This is a genomic window from Frigoribacterium sp. VKM Ac-1396 (assembly GCF_015350895.1).
In the GTDB taxonomy this organism is placed as follows: domain Bacteria; phylum Actinomycetota; class Actinomycetes; order Actinomycetales; family Microbacteriaceae; genus Frigoribacterium.
On the sequence record NZ_JADKSD010000002.1, the window covers coordinates 823,355 to 838,667 of the forward strand.

Genomic DNA, 15,313 nt, shown 5'->3' on the forward strand with positions numbered 1-15,313 from the left:
GGCGCCGATCGGGGCGGCGGACCCGATCCGAGGAGTCCGTGTGCCGTTGACCCGAGACCTGGGGCTCGCCTGGAGCCTCGCCCGCCGTGCCGTCCGGTCGCGCAGCAGCCGGCGTCGACTCGAGCGCGACCCCCGGGCCGCCGCGACGCCCGCACCGGGCACCGTCCGCGTTGCCGTCTACTTCGCCGACACGACCGTCAACATGTACCAGATCAGGCAGTGGTACGCGCCCTTGGCGCACCTGGCCGAGACGTACCCCGTCGCCGTCGTCGTCCGCTCGCCCGGCACGATGGTCACGATGCTCGACGAGTGCCCGGTGCCGCTCGTCTACGCCCGCAAGGTGGCCGACCTCGAGGACTTCGTCGCCGACCAGCCCCTCGCGCTCACGCTGTACGTCAATCAGAACGCCAAGAACTTCCAGATGATGCGGTACGGCCGCATGTGGCACGTCTTCGTCAACCACGGCGAGAGCGACAAGATGTACATGACGACCAACCAGTTCAAGGCGTACGACTACGCCTTCGTGGCCGGGGACGCCGCCAAGGGGCGCCTGGCCGCCAAGCTCTGGGACTACGACCTCGAGAAGCGTGCCGTGCCCGTCGGCAGACCACAGGCCGACCACTTCGCGGGAGACGTGCCGTACCCGCACGACGACCGGCTCGTCGTGCTCTACGCCCCGACCTGGGAGGGCGACCGCGCCGCGGCCGCGTACGGCTCGATCGCCACGCACGGACTCGCCCTCGTCGAGGCGCTCCTCGCCACGGGGCGACACCGGGTCGTCTACCGGGCGCATCCGCGCAGCGGCGTGCTCGATCCCGACTACAAGCGGGCGCACGAGTCCGTCATCAGGGCGATCGCCGAAGCCAACGCGCGTGACCCCGAGGCGCACCACGTCCACGACGTGGGGCCCGAGCTGGGGTGGCAGCTGGCGTCGGCCGACGTCGCCGTCACCGACATCTCGGCGATGGTCTACGACCGCCTCGCCACGGGTCGACCCCTCGTCGTGACGCGACCGGTGGCGGTCGAGGCCGACGTCGACGAGTCGGGCTACCTCGGCCACGCCGAGTGGCTGTCGGCAGAGGGGGCCGGTGACATCGTCGCGCTCGTCGATCGCGTCGTCGGCGACCCGGAGGCGCGGGGGCGCCTCGAGCACTGGGTCCGTCACCATTTCGGTGACACGTCGCCCGGGGCCGCCACGCAGCGCTTCGAGACCGCGGTCGAAGACCTCGTCCGGTTGCGCGACGACTACGCCGCGCGCCACCCTGCCGACGACGAACGGCGTGCCGCCGGAGCGTCGGGAGGCGCGGACCCCGAGGCCGGGGACCCGGAGGCGACCGACCTCTGAGGCGGGAGACCTCCGAGGCGACCGACCCTCGGGGCGACCGACCTTCACGGCGTCGAGGTCCGCGGCCGATTCACGCGATGGTGTCTCGATGCACAGGGCATTCATGTCTCGGTGTTCTGGACTCTGGATCTCAGACGCCGAGCAGCGTATCCATGAGGCATGCCTGAACCGACGTCAGCCGCCGCCCGCCTCTTCGGGGAGCGCATCCGTGACCAGCGCCTCCGGCTCGGGCTCAGCCAGGACGAGGTCGCGCACCTGGCGGGCATGAACGTCTCGAACTACGGCAAGATCGAACGGGGCATCGGCAACCCCGTGCTGCACACGGTCGTCCGACTGGCCGTCGTGCTGGGCGTCGACCCGGCCGAGCTGGTCACCGGTCTCGGGGTCGAGCACCTGCCGCCCCTCGTCGAGGCCTTCACCGCCGCCGACTACGTGGCCGAACGGCGGGCTCGGCTCTCGAGCTGACGCGGTCGCCGCCTCACGACCGTCGCTCAGAAGCTGAACCGCCAGAGGTACTCGGTGCCGTCGGGTCGGAACCACCGGACGACGGCGATCGCGCTGCGGGCCAGCTCGACGCCGATCACGCAGAGGTCGACGGAGGAGCCCGGGTCGAGGCGCGTGGTCGCCACCGGCACGAGGAGCCCCGTGCCCACCAGGGTGACGCGGACGCCCGTGACGGTCTCGGGGGAGTCGTTGAGGAGGCGGTACACCCGGGGTGCGCGACGGCGATCGAGGGTGAACGGAACGGTGTAGGCGAGGGTCGTCGTGGTCATGGGCCCATGGTGGGTGCGACCACCGATGCCCGTTCCGAGGGCCTGTGGACGACGGGGGGGTCGGGGACGAGACGATCGGACCCTGGTCGGCGACGCACGCCCACGGTGACGGTCTGGCAGGGCCGGGCGTCGGGGCGTCAGGGCGTCAGGCTGGCGGGGAACTCGGTGGGGGGCACGCCGAACGCCGTCCGGGCGGTCGTGACGACCTTGCGGCCGAGCAGGTGGTTGCCCGTTCCGCCCACGACCGCCCCGATGCCGAACGGGATCGCGCGGCCGAGCACCGACGCACCCTGGGAGGCCGCGAAGCGTCGGATGAACTGCTTGCGGATGGTGTCGGTGAGGCCGCTCATGGCCGCCTTGGGCAGCTTGTCGGTCACCAACTCGCCCCAGAACGCCGTCCTGGCCGGAGCGGTGCCCATGGCCTCGCCGGCGAACTGCCGCACGAGACTGGCACCGGGGCCTCCGAGCAGCATGGCCATGACCAGGGCGCGGGCACGGTCGGGATCCGAGACGGCTATGCCGTGGACCTCGGTGACCGACTGTGCGAAGAGGGCGCTCGCCTCGAGGAACCCGGCGGTCTCGACGCCGGACAGGGCGAGCGAGACGCCCCAGCCGACACCGGGGATGACCGCGCTGGCCCCGACGGCGGCGCCGCCGGTCGTCACGGCGGCGAGGTACTCGCGCTCGAGGACGGCGATCAACTTCTGCGGCGTGGCCTTCTTGTGACGACGGCGCAGCATGGCGACGTGCTTCACGACCACCGGGCGCTGGACGGCGAGCAGCTTGTCGAGGCGCCGGACCCACGCGGCGTCGTCCGTCCGCTCGGGCGCCGAGGTCTCGTAGTGGTACTCGGGCGACGCGCCGTCGTCGCGCGCGGTCAGCGCGTCGCTCGACGGGGAGGGTTCGTGGTCGGGGCTCTGGGGGTGACGGCGGAAGGGCACCCGTCGACACTACGCCGGGGGGCGGGGAGGGTGGTCGGCGGCGTAGCGGGCCAGCGCCTCGTCGAGCGGCCCGTCGAAGGCCAGTCGACCCTTGTCGAGGTAGAGCCCCCGTCGACAGAACCGCTTCAGGTCACGTTCGTTGTGCGAGACGAGGAAGAGCGTGCGACCGTCGGCCAGCATCTCGCCGATCCGGGCGTAGCACTTCTCGCGGAAGGCCTTGTCGCCGACCGCCAACACCTCGTCGACGAGGACCACGGGTTCTTCGAGTCGTGAGATCACCGCGAAGGCGATGCGGACCTTCATGCCGCTCGAGAGGTGCTTGTAGGGGGTGTCGACGAAGTCGGCGATCTCGGCGAACTCGATGATCTCGTCGAACCGTTCGTCGATCTCGCTGCGGTGCATGCCGTGCAGGCCGGCCGTCAGGTAGACGTTCTCACTCACCGTCAGGTCGGCGACGAAGCCACCCGTGATCTCGATCAGGGGTGCGACGCCGCCTGAGACGACGACGGTGCCCGTGTCGGGCAGGATCACCTCGGCCACCAACTTGAGCAACGTGGACTTGCCCTGGCCGTTGCGCCCCACGACGCCGATGGCCTCGCCCGGATGCACCTCGAAGCTCACGTCGCGCAGGGCCCAGAACTCGCCCGGCCGTGAGCGGCGACCGCTGTCGGCGAAGAGGTCCTTGAACGAGCGACGTCCACGTCGGTTGCGTCGGAACCGGATGCCGACGCCGTCGACGCGGATCACGGGACCCTGGCCGGTCGGGGTCATCAGATCTCCTTCAGCACGGCGCGCTCGCTCGCGCGGAAGACGAGCAGCCCGACGGCCAGGACCACGAGGCACACGCCCCCGCCGACGAGGACTTCGGTGAGGTCGAACTGCTCGGGGAAGAACGCCGAGCGGTAGAGCCCGAAGATGCCGCTCAACGGGTTGAACGCCGCGAGCAGGTGGAGGTCGTCGGGGAGGTCCTGGGTGCCGTAGATGACGGGGGAGGCGTAGAACGTGAAGCGGAGGGCGAGCTTGGTCGCCCGCTCGAGGTCACGGAAGAACACCACGAGCGGGGCGACGATCAGCCCGACCCCGGCGACGAGCAGCGTCTGCATGACCATGGCCAGGGGGAAGAACACGACCTGCCAGTGCAGCTCGGCACCGCCGGCGACGGCGAACACGGCCAGGACGGGCAGGCTGAGGGCGAACTCGATGCCCTTGGACCCCACCAGTCGGAACACCCAGATCGTGCGCGGGATCTTCGTCGACCGGACGAGCTTGGCCTCGCGGATGAAGGCGCGGGTGCTGTCCGAGACGGCACCGTTGAACCACATCCAGGGCAGCAGGCCCGACAGCAGGAAGACGATGTAGGGCTCGTCGCCGACCGAGCGCTTGAAGACGACCGAGAAGACGAAGAAGTAGATGCCCGACATGACGAGCGGGTCGAGGATCGACCACACGTAGCCGAGCTTCGACGTCGAGTAGCGGACCTTGAGGTCTCGACTCGTCAGCAGCCACAGCGTCTGGCGGTATCGTGCGGCCCCGCTACGACGGGGCCGGCCGGCCAGGTCAGTGCTCACGGACGTCCTTCACGCTCAGGACGTCTCGCCCCGACGCGCGACCGTCGGTGACGGTCCGGTTCAGACGAACAGGTTCGCGCGCTCGAGGTCTTCGGCGAAGTCGACCTCGACGGCGTAGAGGTCGGAGATGTCCACGGGCTCAAAGCGTAGCCCGTCCTGGCCGATGGCCAGTTCGATGCCGCGCTCGAAGTAGTCCTGGTTGTCGACCTTCGACAGCTGGTGCACGAGGGTGGCCTTGTCGGCCTTCGACACGTAGTTGATGCCGACGGCCTCGCCGAGGCCGCCCTTGACCTGCTTCGAGAGCCCGGCGATGTAGCCCTCGGCGTCGGTCGTGTACTTGACCTCTTCGTCGGACACCTTGGACGTGTTGACGGTGACGAAGGACTGGTCGTCGCGGACCAGGCGCGCCGCGCGGGTGAGGGCGGTCGGGTCGAAGACGACGTCGCCGTTCATCCACAGGACGCCACCGGAGGCGCTGGCCCGCAGGGCGCGGAGCAGGCTCTTCGAGGTGTTGGTCTGGTCGTACATCTCGTTGTAGACGAACGATGCGGACGGGAACGCCTCGACGATGTGCTCGAACTTGTAGCCGACCACGACGGTCACCCGGGCGTCGGGCCCGAAGGCCTCGCGGATGTTGTCGAACTGCTGCTGCATGATGGTGCGGCCGTCGTTCAACTCGGTCAGCGCCTTCGGCAGCGAGCGGCCGAGACGGCTGCCGAGCCCGGCGGCCAGGATGACGATCTGCTGGCGGTGGTTCGTGTCGTTCTTGCTCACGGTGGTCTCCTCACAAGGGGCGAGCTCGTGCGGGACGGGCTCTGCGGCGGCCCCGGCGGTGCGGACCGGACCCGTCTCTGGGTGCGATTCGCCTCGTGTTCGAGCGGTGTTCACCGCGGAGCATCGATCTGGACACGTCGTCGTGCTGTCGCAGACTACCCGACGAGGCTCCGGGCGGCCAGGGATCGCCTCCGAAGCGTGTCCTTTTCGTGATGTGCGCCTCCTGTCGTCCGACGGGTGTCGCGGCCTTGGTACGGTGGGGCGATGGCTGGACGGCGCGAGGACGAAGTGGGTGACGACGCCCTCGACTCGACGCCGGGCGACGACACGGTCCGAGCGGTGGGCACCGCCGACCAGGGGGAGAACGCAGTGGACGACGACGCGACGACCACGGGGGACGTGGCCGAGGACGCGACCGTGACGAGCGGGGACGAGACGAACCCGACGTCGGCGACCGGTGCCCGGAAGGCCTCGACGTCCCGCAAGCCGGCGACGCCCCGCAAACCGGCGGCGCCCCGCAAGCCCTCCCAGCGAACGGCGGCTGACCGGTCCGCCGCGGCGAAGAAGGCCGCGGCCACCCGGGCGGCGAACGCCCGGGCCCGGGCCGAGGCCGCGGCGAAGGCCGCCGAAGAAGAACTGGTCGTCGAGCTCGCGGACGCGGGCGTGACGACGGACGGCACCGTCGTCGTGCCGGTCTCGGCCGACGACTACTTCGGAGACGCCCTGAGCGCCGAGGAGGCGTCGGCGGCGGCCCTCGAGGACGCGCTGTCGGCCGGCGAACCGACCACCGTCGCCCCCGAGGTCGGAGCGGCCGACGTCGGTGACGACGGTCCGTCCGACGAGCGGACGGTCGACGCCGACGCCGACGCCGAGTCGCCGAGCGACGACGACGCGACCGCCGTCCCCGAGTCGATCACGGGGCGGGGCGTCGGCGCGGTCGACGCCGAGGCTCCGGTGGTGCTCGCCATCTCGGGGCTCGTGAAGCGCTACGGCGGCACCGTCGCCGTCGAGAACGTCGACCTCGAGGTGAGGGCGGGGTCGTTCTACGGCATCGTCGGGCCGAACGGTGCCGGCAAGACCACGACCCTGTCGATCGTGACGGGTCTGCTGCGGCCCGACGCCGGCACGGTGACCGTCCTGGGCGCCGACGTCTGGCGCGACCCGGCGGCGGCGAAGCGGTCGCTCGGCGTGCTGCCCGACCGCCTGCGACTGTTCGACCGCCTGACCGGGGCCCAGCTGCTCTACTACTCCGCGACCCTCCGGGGCCTCGACGGCGTGACGGCGCGCAAGCGGTCGTCCGACCTGGCGACGGCCTTCGGCCTGCACGACGCCCTGGGGCGCCTCGTGAGCGACTACTCGGTCGGCATGACCAAGAAGATCGCCCTCGCGGCCGCCATCATCCATTCTCCGCGGGTCCTCGTGCTCGACGAGCCCTTCGAGTCGGTCGACCCGGTCTCGGCCGCGACCGTCACCGACGTCCTGCAGCGGTACGTCGCCGGCGGGGGCACGGTGTTGCTGTCCAGCCACAGCATGGATCTCGTCGAACGCATCTGTGACAGCGTCGCGGTGATCGTCGACGGGCACGTCCTCGCGAGCGGCACGGTCGACGAGGTCCGGGCCGGGCGCTCGCTCGAGCAGCGTTTCGTCGAGCTCGCCGGTGGACGCGCGGTCACGGAGGGCATGGAATGGTTGCAGAACTTCTCCGACTGAGGCTGCAGACGATCGGCAACACGGTCCGCTTCGGGCCGCGCCGCCTGACCGTCGCCGTGGCTTCCGTGCTCGCCGTCCTCATCGTCACGATCGCGGTCGCGAGCCTCGTGAGCGGCCTGCGCGACGCGCCCCTCGACGACGTCCGCGCCCTCGCGGTCGGCGGGGGCGCCCTGCTGCTGGTCGGCTTCGCCGTCGTCCCCTTCGCGACCGTCCGTCCCGCCTGGAGCGACCCCCGCCGTCTCGCCGTCCTCGGCGTGCCCGAGCCGCGGGCCGCGGTCGGCCTGGCGCTCGGTGCCGCGATCGGCCTGCCCACGCTGGCCCTGCTCGTCCTCTCGACCGGGTACGTCCGTGCCTGGGGTGAGGGCGGCGGCGTCGCGGCGGTCGCCGTCGTCGGCGCCCTCGTCGCCGGAGTCACCGCGCTGTTGCTGGCCCTCGTGGCCTCGACGCTGAACAGCGTCGTCCTGACGTCCCGTCGCGGTCGTGAGCTCGCGCTCGTCGGCGCCGTGCTCGTCGTCCTGCTGGCCGTGCCGGTGATCGTCGACCTCGTCCGCCTCTCGTTGCCCGGTCGCTCGGGCACCGGAGTCATCGCGGACGCCCTCGCTTGGACGCCGTTCGGGGCCGCGCTTGCGCTCCCCGGTCACGTCGCCGCCGGCCAGACCGGTCGCGTCGTGGCCGACGTCGCCATCGCCGCCGTCACGCTCGTGGCCCTCTGGCTCGCCTGGCGGGCACTCGTCGCTCGCGCGTTCGTCGACCGACCCGAGCCCGAAGAGGTCGACGACGGCGACGGCCTCGGCTGGTTCGAGTACGTCCGGGCCTCGCCGACCGGGGCCGTCGCCGGCCGCAGTCTCACCTACTGGATGCGCGACGCCCGGTACCGCATGTCGCTCGTCATCATCCCGTTCCTGCCGCTGCTCGTCGTCCCGCTGGGTATCGCGGGCGTGAGCTGGAACTGGCTGGCACTCGTGCCGGTGCCGATCATGTGCCTCATCCTGGGCTTCCTGCCGCACAACGACGTGGCCTACGACAGCACCGCGCTGTGGATGCACGTGGCCTCCGACACGCGGGGTCTGGCCGACCGCGTGGGGCGACTCGCGCCTCCTCTGCTGATCGGGGTGCCTCTCGTCGCACTCGGATCGGTCGTCGCGACGTGGCTGTTCGGCGACTGGCAGGCGTTGCCGTCCGAGCTCGGGGTGAGCGCGGGCTTCCTGCTCAGCGGCCTGGGGCTGTCGAGCGTCGTCTCGGCCCTCCTGCCCTACGCCACGGTCCGGCCGCACGACGACCCCTTCCAGCAGCCCCAGTCGAACGGCGCGACCGCGGCCTGGGCGCAGAGCGTCATGATCGCCGGGGCCCTGCTCGCGACCGCTCCGGCCCTGTGGTTCGCGGGGCGTGGGCTGATCTCGGGGTACCCGTCGGGTGGCACCTGGGCACTCGTGTCGGGCGTCGGCGCGGGGCTCGTGGTCCTGGTCGCGGGCGTGGCCCTCGGCGCCCGGGTCTTCTCTCGCCGCGCCCCCGAGCTGTTGGCGTTCGCCCTGCGCAGCTGACCCGGGTCGACGTACGATGTCGGCATGACTGACACGCAGACGGGCGGCGGCCTCGACGTCCTGGACCGTGAGCTCGAGAAGCTCCTGAACGACGAGGCGATCGACCCCGGCGACCACGAGCGGTTCTCGCACTACGTCAAGAAGGACAAGATCATGGAGTCCGCCCTGAGCGGCAAGCCGGTCAAGGCGCTCTGTGGCAAGAAGTGGACGCCCGGTCGCGACCCCGAGAAGTTCCCGGTGTGCCCGACCTGCAAAGAGATCTACGAGAAGATGACCTCCGAGTGATCCGCGCCCGACGTCAGGCGTAGACGGTCGGCACGACCGGCTCGCCGCGACCCAGCCGCAGAGCCTGGTCGGGCAGTTCGGCCACGGCGGCGGCCCGATGGAGGCGCGCGCGGGCCACGCCCTCGGCCCCCGTGTGCCGGGGGTCGATCTCGCCCGCCGTCACCAGGGGGACGTGCAGGGGGCGCTCCCCGGCCGCGTGCTCGTCCGAGCCGACGCGGATGAGCTCGGTGGTCGCGACGCCGTCGACGAGCACCCGGACCGGTGACTTCCGGCCGCCGACGGTCGCCTTGTCGGCGGACTTCTTGGCCACCGAGACCCAGGCGCCGTCGTCACCGCGTCGCGCCACGAGCTTGAAGACCATGCCGGCGGCCGGGTGGCCCGACCCCGAGACGACGGACGTCCCGACGCCGAAGGAGTCGACCGGCGCGGCCCGCAGGGCGGCGATCGTGTACTCGTCGAGGTCGTTCGTGACCGTGATCTTCGCGCCGGTCGCACCCAGGTCGTCGAGCTGGGCGCGGACCTGGGCCACGAGCGAGGGCAGGTCGCCGCTGTCGATGCGCACCGCGCCGAGGCCCGGGCCGGCGACCCGCACGGCGGTGGCCACGGCCTCGGGGATGTCGTAGGTGTCGACGAGCAGCGTCGTGCCCGGGCCGAGGGTGTCGACCTGGGCGCGGAAGGCGGCCTCTTCGCTGTCGTGCAGCAGCGTGAAGGCGTGCGCGGCGGTGCCCATGGTGGGCACGCCCCACGAGCGACCGGCCTCGAGGTTGCTCGTCGCGCCGAAGCCGGCGATGTAGGCGGCGCGGGCGGCCGCGACGGCGCTCCGCTCACCCGTCCGGCGCGAGCCCATCTCGGCGAGGGGGCGACCGTCGGCGGCGGACACCATGCGGGCTGCGGCGCTGGCCACGGCCGAGTCGTAGTTGAAGACGCTGAGGGCCAGGGTCTCGAGCAGCACGGCCTCGGCGAAGGTCGACTCGATCACGAGCAGCGGCGACCCCGGCAGGTAGACCTCGCCCTCGGCGTAGCCCCAGACGTCGCCCGAGAACCGGTAGTCGGCCAGCCAGTCGGCCGTCGCCGCGTCGACGACCCCCGCCTCGCGGAGCCACCGCACCTCGTCGTCACCGAACCGGAAGTCGGCGAGCAGCTCGAGGAACCGACCGGTGCCCGCGACGATGCCGTAGCGCCGTCCCTCGGGCAGGCGACGGGCGAACACCTCGAACACGCTGTCGCGGTGGGCCGTGCCCGCCCGGAGGGCGGCCTCGACCATCGTCAATTCGTAGCGGTCAGTCAACAGCGCACTCGTCACGCGGTCAGCCTAGGGGAGCCGAGCAGGCGTCCTGGTCATCGCGTGACGCCTCAATCACTAAGGATGACTCATTTCGTAAATGGCATACAGTATTTCAAGCTGACTCACATGCGAGTCACTTCCCCTTCGAGAAAGGCAGTACATGAAGACCCAATCGACAGACGTGCCCCAGGCCTCACGCCGTCGCCGCTCGCGCGTGCTCGTCTCAGCCGGTGCCGCGTTCGGAGTCGCGATGGTCGGCGTCACCGGAGCCGGGATCGTTCCTTCGGCGCAGGCGGCGTTCTACGAGCAGCCGCTGTGGGGCTCGCTCGACGGGATTTCGGCGGGCACGGGCACTCCTCAGATCATCAACGGACGCACGGGGACCACTCCGACCGCGACGATCTTCAGCTCCGACGTGGGCGAGCTCGTCATCCGCGACGACCTGGACGGCGACACCCTGTGTCGGACCTCCGACAAGGTCAGCGACTTCCGGTTCCAGTGCACCCTCCAGGGTCTCGAACTCGGATTCAGCCGCCTCACGGCGACGGTCACGACCGACTCGGGCGCCGAGAAGTCGGCACCCGTGTGGGTGTTCGCCAGTGTCAAAGCTCCCCGGGCGACCGCCGTCCACGAAGGCGGCGTCACCACGGTGTCGGGCACATCCGAGCCGTCGTCGACCATCACGGTGACGAGAGGACGCGAGGAGCACGTGACGACGACCGACGAGAACGGTGCGTTCACGCTCTCGTTCGCCGACGAGCACCCCGGCGCGGGGCTCATCGTCGAGGTCGCCGTCCCCGGTGCCGACTCGTACGGGGTCGCATCGACGATCGTCCGGGTGGACACCGATCCCGTCCCGGGCCCCGACCCGGTCGTGGCCGATCCGTCCGAGGGTGCGGTCGACGAGGGGTTCGCTCCGTTCCCCGAGCCGACGCCCGAGCCGGTCGTGGCCGACCCTGCCGAGGGTGCGGTCGACGAGGGGTTCGCTCCGTTCCCCGAGCCGACGCCCGAGCCGGTCGTGGCCGACCCTGCTGAGGGTGCGGTCGACGCGGGGTTCGCTCCGTTCCCCGAGCCGACGCCCGAGCCGGTCGTGGCCGACCCTGCTGAGGGTGCGGTCGACGAGGGGTTCGCGCCGTTCCCCGAGCCGAAGCCCGAGCCGGTCGTGGCCGACCCGAACCCCGGCGTCACCGACCCCGGTTTCTCGGTCTCGCCCCTCCGGTTCGTGGGCACGTCGGCGGGGCACGCGAGGGGCTTCACGAATCTCGAGTTCCAGACCACGCCGTTGCGCGAGATCGAGTTCTCGAACAAATACGGGTGGAGCACCGCGAAGAAGGCCGACGCCGAGGGTCGTGTGACTTTCGAGGAGCCGCTCGAGCGTGGTCAGACCTACACCTTCTGGGTGACCGCCCGCCAGGACGGTGACCTGCCCTACGAGCGGGTCGAGGTGCAGACCGAGGCGTGGACCGACCCCACGCCGGTCGTCGAGAACCCGGACGTCCGCTTCGTCGGTACGGCGGCCGGATCGAAACCCGGCTACACGGCCGTGACGTTCCAGACCGCACCGGGGCGCACGGTCGTCTTCACGGATGACCAATACGGTGACGGACCTTCGGCGACCGCGAACGCCGAGGGCCTCGTGACGATCGATCTGTGGCTCGAGGGCACGCGTGTCTACGACATGTGGGCCATCGCTCAGCCGCACGGGGAACGCTGGTTCGACCGGGCCCCCTTCACGGTGCAGGCCTGGCGAGGCTGAGCTGAGCCTCTCGGCGGGCGGCGGTGACCCTCGGGGTCGTCATCGCCCGCCGGGCGGAGTTCTGGGCGGGCATCTTCGGCGCGCGTGGGGGCGGGTGACCGCGGCCGGGCTAGGCTCGGTGGTCGTGACGGACGCACCCATCGGAGTCTTCGACAGCGGCGTCGGCGGTCTCACCGTGTCGCGGGCGATCATCGACCAGCTGCCGCACGAGTCCATCCGATACGTGGGCGACACCGCCCACTCGCCGTACGGGCCGAAGCCCATCGCCCTCGTGCGCGAGTACGCCCTCGCCGTCATGGACGACCTCGTGGCGCAGGGCGTCAAGCTGCTGGTCATCGCCTGCAACACGGCCTCGTCGGCGGTGCTGCGCGACGCCCGCGAGCGGTACACGATCGGCGCGGGCATCCCCGTCGTCGAGGTCATCCAGCCCGCCGTGCGCGCCGCGGTGCAACAGACGCGCAACGGCCGCATCGGCGTGATCGGCACCGAGGGCACGATCAACTCGCGCGCCTACGAGGACGCCTTCGCGGCGGCGGCGGGTCTCGAGCTGTTCACGCAGGCCTGCCCGCGGTTCGTCGAGTTCGTCGAGGCGGGCGACACGTCGAGCCCCGAGCTGCGCGCGGTCGCCGAGGGGTACCTCGCACCGCTCCGCGACGCGGGCATCGACACGCTCGTCCTCGGGTGCACGCACTACCCGCTCATGTCGGCCGCCGTGCAGTACGTCGTGGGCCCCGACGTGCGGCTCGTGTCGAGTGCCGAAGAGACCGCCGCCGACGTCTACCGCACCCTCGTCCAGCACGGGCTCGAACGCGCCGACCGGGGCGCCCCGCACCACGAGTTCGAGGCCACCGGCCCCGACGAGAAGTCGTTCCTGCGCCTGGCCCGCCGGTTCCTGGGGCCCGAGGTCTCGCGCGTCGGCCACCTCGAGACGGGCGCCATCGAGCTGCCCGCAGGCCTCCGCCCCGCCGAACGGACCTGACCCGCGCCTCCTCGGCCCCTCGGGGTCGACGTCCCGTCCGCCCACCGTCCCCCACCGCCGAGAGAAGGCACCATGACCGACACCACGAGCACGACCGTCCGCGCCGACGGCCGGTCCACCACCGACCTGCGCCCCGTCACGATCGAGACCGGCTGGAGCGCCCACGCCGAGGGCAGCGCCCTCATCACCTTCGGCGGGACGAAGGTGCTCTGCACCGCGTCGTTCACGAACGGCGTGCCCCGGTGGCTGACCGGCAAGGGCAAGGGCTGGGTCACCGCCGAGTACGCGATGCTTCCCCGCGCGACCAACTCGCGCAACGACCGCGAGAGCGTCAAGGGCAAGATCGGCGGGCGCACGCACGAGATCTCGCGCCTGATCGGCCGCAGCCTGCGGGCGGTCGTCGACACCAAGGCCCTCGGCGAGAACACGATCGTGCTCGACTGCGACGTGCTGCAGGCCGACGGCGGCACCCGCACCGCCGCGATCACGGGCGCCTACGTCGCCCTGGCCCAGGCGATCGAGTGGGGCCGCGAGAAGAAGTTCGTCGGTCAGAAGGCGACGCCCCTGACCGACAGCGTCTCGGCCGTGTCGGTCGGCATCATCGACGGCGAGGCGATGCTCGACCTCGCCTACGTCGAGGACGTCCGCGCCGAGACCGACATGAACGTCGTCGTCACCGGCAGCGGCTCGTTCGTCGAGGTGCAGGGCACCGCCGAGGGGGCGCCGTTCGACCGTCGCGAGCTCGACTCGCTGCTCGACCTCGCCGTGGCCGGTGCGGTCGACCTGAGCCGCTTCCAGCGCGAGGCGCTCGGTCGATGACCCGGGTCGTCATCGCCACGCACAACCAGGGCAAGGTCGCCGAGCTGCGGCTGCTGCTCGCTGAGACGGCGCCGGGCGTCGAACTCGTCGCCTACGACGGCCCGGAGCCGGTCGAGGACGGCGACACCTTCGCCGCCAACGCCCTCATCAAGGCCCGCGCGGCGGCGCGTCACACCGGCCTGCCCGCGCTCGCCGACGACAGCGGCATCTCGGCGGCGGCCCTCGGCGGTGCCCCGGGCATCCACTCGGCGCGCTACGCCGGCACGCGCGACGCGGACGACAACATCGACAAGCTGCTCGCCGAACTCGACGGTGCCGACGACCGCTCGGCATGGTTCTCGTGCGCCGCCGCCCTCGTCGTGCCGCCGGCCGTCGGCGCCGAGGGCCCCGACGGACCGCCGGAGGCGAGCGCGTGGGACGAACACGTCGAGTACGGCGAATGGCACGGCGAGGTGCTGGAGGCGCGGGTCGGCACGAACGGGCACGGGTACGACCCCGTGTTCCGGCCCGAGGGCGAGAGCCGCAGTGCGGCCGAGCTCACCGCGGACGAGAAGAACGCGGTCAGCCACCGCTCACGGGCGTTCCGGGCGATGGCGCCCCGGGTCGCGGCGCTCGCCGACTGAGCCGAGCCGCGCCTCCTCGGGTCCGCCGCCGAGCGGGGCCGGCGTCGTCCGGGGGCGCGACGACGCTCAGGCGTCGTGCGGAGCGGACGACACCCGAGGTGCCTCGACCTCGCCGGACTCCTCGGCCTTCTTGGCCTGGTGCACGCCGTGGAGGTAGTGGATCGCGATCGGGATCACCGTGGCCAGGACGGCGCCGAGCAGGATCAGGTCGATGTACGAGCTGACGAAGTCGGCCACGGGCGGGATGTGCCCGATGCCGAAGCCCGCCAGCGTGATGCCCATGCCCCAGACGACGGCGCCGATCGCGTTGAAGAGCGAGTAGCGCCGGTAGCTCATGTGCCCGACGCCGGCCATGATCGGCGCGAAGGTGCGGACCACCGGGACGAACCGGGCGATGATGACGGCCATCGGGCCGAAGCGCTCGAAGAAGGCGTTCGTGCGGTTGACGTTGGCGACGCTGAACAGCCCGCTCTCCTTCCGCTCGAAGATGCGGGGCCCGACCTTGTGGCCGATGAGGTAGCCGAGCTCGCCGCCCGCGAACGCGGCGATGCTGATGAAGATCGCGATGAGCCAGATCGGCATGCCCAGTGCGCCCGGGTTCGTGGCGGCCAGGATGCCCGTGATGATCAGCAGCGTGTCACCCGGGAACAGGAACCCGATGAGCAGCCCGGTCTCGGCGAAGACGAGCAGGCAGACGCCGAGCACGGCCCACGGGCCGAACGACGTGAGCAGGTACTCGGGGTTCAGCCAGGGGATGGAGACGAGGGGCAGCATCGGGTGTTCTCCGGTCGAGGTGGCCGGCATGCCGGGCTCGATCAGGCTACTCGTGCGGGAGAAGGGACTTGAACCCTCACGCTCGAAAGCACAGGAACCTAAATCCTGCGTGTCTGCCAATTCCACCACTCCCGCGGCAG

At 71.3% G+C, this 15,313-nt stretch carries 16 protein-coding genes and 1 tRNA gene; 9 read left to right on the top strand and 8 right to left on the bottom strand.

Annotated features, from left to right (window positions below; translation table 11 throughout):
• Nucleotides 1-40 precede the first annotated feature (40 nt).
• Nucleotides 41-1,345, top strand: a complete 1,305-nt coding sequence (locus tag ITJ55_RS10890) for a CDP-glycerol glycerophosphotransferase family protein (protein WP_194595354.1) — start codon at nt 41-43, stop codon at nt 1,343-1,345.
• Between the two features lie 159 nt (nt 1,346-1,504).
• Nucleotides 1,505-1,810, top strand: coding sequence for a helix-turn-helix domain-containing protein (locus tag ITJ55_RS10895; RefSeq protein ID WP_056262293.1), 306 nt, complete (start codon nt 1,505-1,507; stop codon nt 1,808-1,810).
• Between the two features lie 26 nt (nt 1,811-1,836).
• On the opposite strand, the gene ITJ55_RS10900 is transcribed toward ITJ55_RS10895, so the two are convergent.
• The 5 genes from ITJ55_RS10900 to ITJ55_RS10920 all read right to left on the bottom strand — a co-directional run bounded on the left by ITJ55_RS10900 (nt 1,837) and on the right by ITJ55_RS10920 (nt 5,401).
• Nucleotides 1,837-2,118, bottom strand: a complete 282-nt coding sequence (locus tag ITJ55_RS10900) for a PilZ domain-containing protein (protein ID WP_194595355.1) — start codon at nt 2,116-2,118, stop codon at nt 1,837-1,839.
• Between the two features lie 137 nt (nt 2,119-2,255).
• The gene (locus ITJ55_RS10905) at nt 2,256-3,059 is read right to left on the bottom strand and encodes a hypothetical protein (protein ID WP_194595356.1); all 804 of its coding nucleotides are present in this window, start codon (nt 3,057-3,059) and stop codon (nt 2,256-2,258) included.
• A gap of 9 nt (nt 3,060-3,068) precedes the next feature.
• Nucleotides 3,069-3,830: an ABC transporter ATP-binding protein gene (locus tag ITJ55_RS10910; protein ID WP_194595357.1), complete on the bottom strand. Its 762-nt coding sequence runs from the start codon at nt 3,828-3,830 to the stop codon at nt 3,069-3,071.
• Complete coding sequence (locus ITJ55_RS10915) at nt 3,830-4,627, bottom strand: ABC transporter permease (protein WP_194595358.1); 798 nt, start codon at nt 4,625-4,627, stop codon at nt 3,830-3,832. The genes ITJ55_RS10910 and ITJ55_RS10915 overlap by 1 nt, the downstream gene beginning before the upstream one ends.
• 60 nt (nt 4,628-4,687) lie before the next feature.
• Entirely contained in the window at nt 4,688-5,401 is a 714-nt protein-coding gene (locus tag ITJ55_RS10920) for a phosphocholine cytidylyltransferase family protein (protein ID WP_194595359.1), read from the bottom strand.
• 264 nt (nt 5,402-5,665) lie between these two features.
• Here ITJ55_RS10920 and ITJ55_RS16045 point away from each other — a divergent pair, with 264 nt between their 5' ends.
• The 3 genes from ITJ55_RS16045 to ITJ55_RS10935 are packed head-to-tail and all read left to right on the top strand — an operon-like array spanning nt 5,666 to nt 8,937.
• Nucleotides 5,666-7,111, top strand: coding sequence for an ABC transporter ATP-binding protein (locus tag ITJ55_RS16045; RefSeq protein WP_228498118.1), 1,446 nt, complete (start codon nt 5,666-5,668; stop codon nt 7,109-7,111).
• Nucleotides 7,087-8,652 carry an ABC transporter permease gene (locus tag ITJ55_RS10930; protein ID WP_194595360.1) on the top strand — a complete coding sequence of 522 codons (1,566 nt, stop codon included), beginning with the start codon at nt 7,087-7,089 and terminating at the stop codon, nt 8,650-8,652. The genes ITJ55_RS16045 and ITJ55_RS10930 overlap by 25 nt, the downstream gene beginning before the upstream one ends.
• A 24-nt stretch (nt 8,653-8,676) precedes the next feature.
• Nucleotides 8,677-8,937, top strand: coding sequence for a DUF3039 domain-containing protein (locus tag ITJ55_RS10935; RefSeq protein WP_056262309.1), 261 nt, complete (start codon nt 8,677-8,679; stop codon nt 8,935-8,937).
• A 13-nt stretch (nt 8,938-8,950) separates the two neighbouring features.
• Here the strand turns inward: ITJ55_RS10935 and ITJ55_RS10940 are convergent, their stop codons facing one another.
• Entirely contained in the window at nt 8,951-10,240 is a 1,290-nt protein-coding gene (locus ITJ55_RS10940; RefSeq protein ID WP_194595361.1) for a nicotinate phosphoribosyltransferase, read from the bottom strand.
• Between the two features lie 142 nt (nt 10,241-10,382).
• Here ITJ55_RS10940 and ITJ55_RS10945 point away from each other — a divergent pair, with 142 nt between their 5' ends.
• The 4 genes from ITJ55_RS10945 to ITJ55_RS10960 all read left to right on the top strand — a co-directional run bounded on the left by ITJ55_RS10945 (nt 10,383) and on the right by ITJ55_RS10960 (nt 14,399).
• A complete protein-coding gene (locus tag ITJ55_RS10945; RefSeq protein WP_194595362.1) occupies nt 10,383-11,978 on the top strand; it encodes a hypothetical protein in 1,596 nt (531 codons plus the stop codon).
• 124 nt (nt 11,979-12,102) lie between these two features.
• On the top strand, nt 12,103-12,957 hold the full coding sequence (gene murI, locus ITJ55_RS10950) for a glutamate racemase (protein WP_194595363.1): 855 nt from the start codon (nt 12,103-12,105) through the stop codon (nt 12,955-12,957).
• Nucleotides 12,958-13,029: 72 nt separating this feature from the next.
• Nucleotides 13,030-13,776 carry a ribonuclease PH gene (rph, locus tag ITJ55_RS10955; RefSeq protein WP_194595364.1) on the top strand — a complete coding sequence of 249 codons (747 nt, stop codon included), beginning with the start codon at nt 13,030-13,032 and terminating at the stop codon, nt 13,774-13,776.
• Entirely contained in the window at nt 13,773-14,399 is a 627-nt protein-coding gene (locus ITJ55_RS10960) for a non-canonical purine NTP pyrophosphatase (protein WP_194595365.1), read from the top strand. The genes rph and ITJ55_RS10960 overlap by 4 nt, the downstream gene beginning before the upstream one ends.
• 66 nt (nt 14,400-14,465) lie before the next feature.
• Here the strand turns inward: ITJ55_RS10960 and ITJ55_RS10965 are convergent, their stop codons facing one another.
• Nucleotides 14,466-15,203 (bottom strand): DedA family protein, encoded by a 738-nt coding sequence (locus tag ITJ55_RS10965; RefSeq protein ID WP_228498120.1) that lies wholly within the window; start codon nt 15,201-15,203, stop codon nt 14,466-14,468.
• A gap of 23 nt (nt 15,204-15,226) precedes the next feature.
• A tRNA-Leu gene (locus ITJ55_RS10970) sits at nt 15,227-15,308 on the bottom strand.
• Nucleotides 15,309-15,313 lie beyond the last annotated feature (5 nt).

Bases quoted from the DNA above. Each gene is read 5' to 3' on its own strand.
- ITJ55_RS10895 (WP_056262293.1), top strand. From the start codon at position 1,505: ATGCCTGAACCGACGTCAGCCGCCGCCCGCCTCTTCGGGGAGCGCATC.
- ITJ55_RS10900 (WP_194595355.1), bottom strand. From the start codon at position 2,118: ATGACCACGACGACCCTCGCCTACACCGTTCCGTTCACCCTCGATCGC.
- ITJ55_RS10910 (WP_194595357.1), bottom strand. From the start codon at position 3,830: ATGACCCCGACCGGCCAGGGTCCCGTGATCCGCGTCGACGGCGTCGGC.
- ITJ55_RS16045 (WP_228498118.1), top strand. From the start codon at position 5,666: ATGGCTGGACGGCGCGAGGACGAAGTGGGTGACGACGCCCTCGACTCG.
- ITJ55_RS10930 (WP_194595360.1), top strand. From the start codon at position 7,087: ATGGTTGCAGAACTTCTCCGACTGAGGCTGCAGACGATCGGCAACACG.
- ITJ55_RS10935 (WP_056262309.1), top strand. From the start codon at position 8,677: ATGACTGACACGCAGACGGGCGGCGGCCTCGACGTCCTGGACCGTGAG.
- ITJ55_RS10945 (WP_194595362.1), top strand. From the start codon at position 10,383: ATGAAGACCCAATCGACAGACGTGCCCCAGGCCTCACGCCGTCGCCGC.
- rph (WP_194595364.1), top strand. From the start codon at position 13,030: ATGACCGACACCACGAGCACGACCGTCCGCGCCGACGGCCGGTCCACC.
- ITJ55_RS10960 (WP_194595365.1), top strand. From the start codon at position 13,773: ATGACCCGGGTCGTCATCGCCACGCACAACCAGGGCAAGGTCGCCGAG.
- ITJ55_RS10965 (WP_228498120.1), bottom strand. From the start codon at position 15,203: ATGCCGGCCACCTCGACCGGAGAACACCCGATGCTGCCCCTCGTCTCC.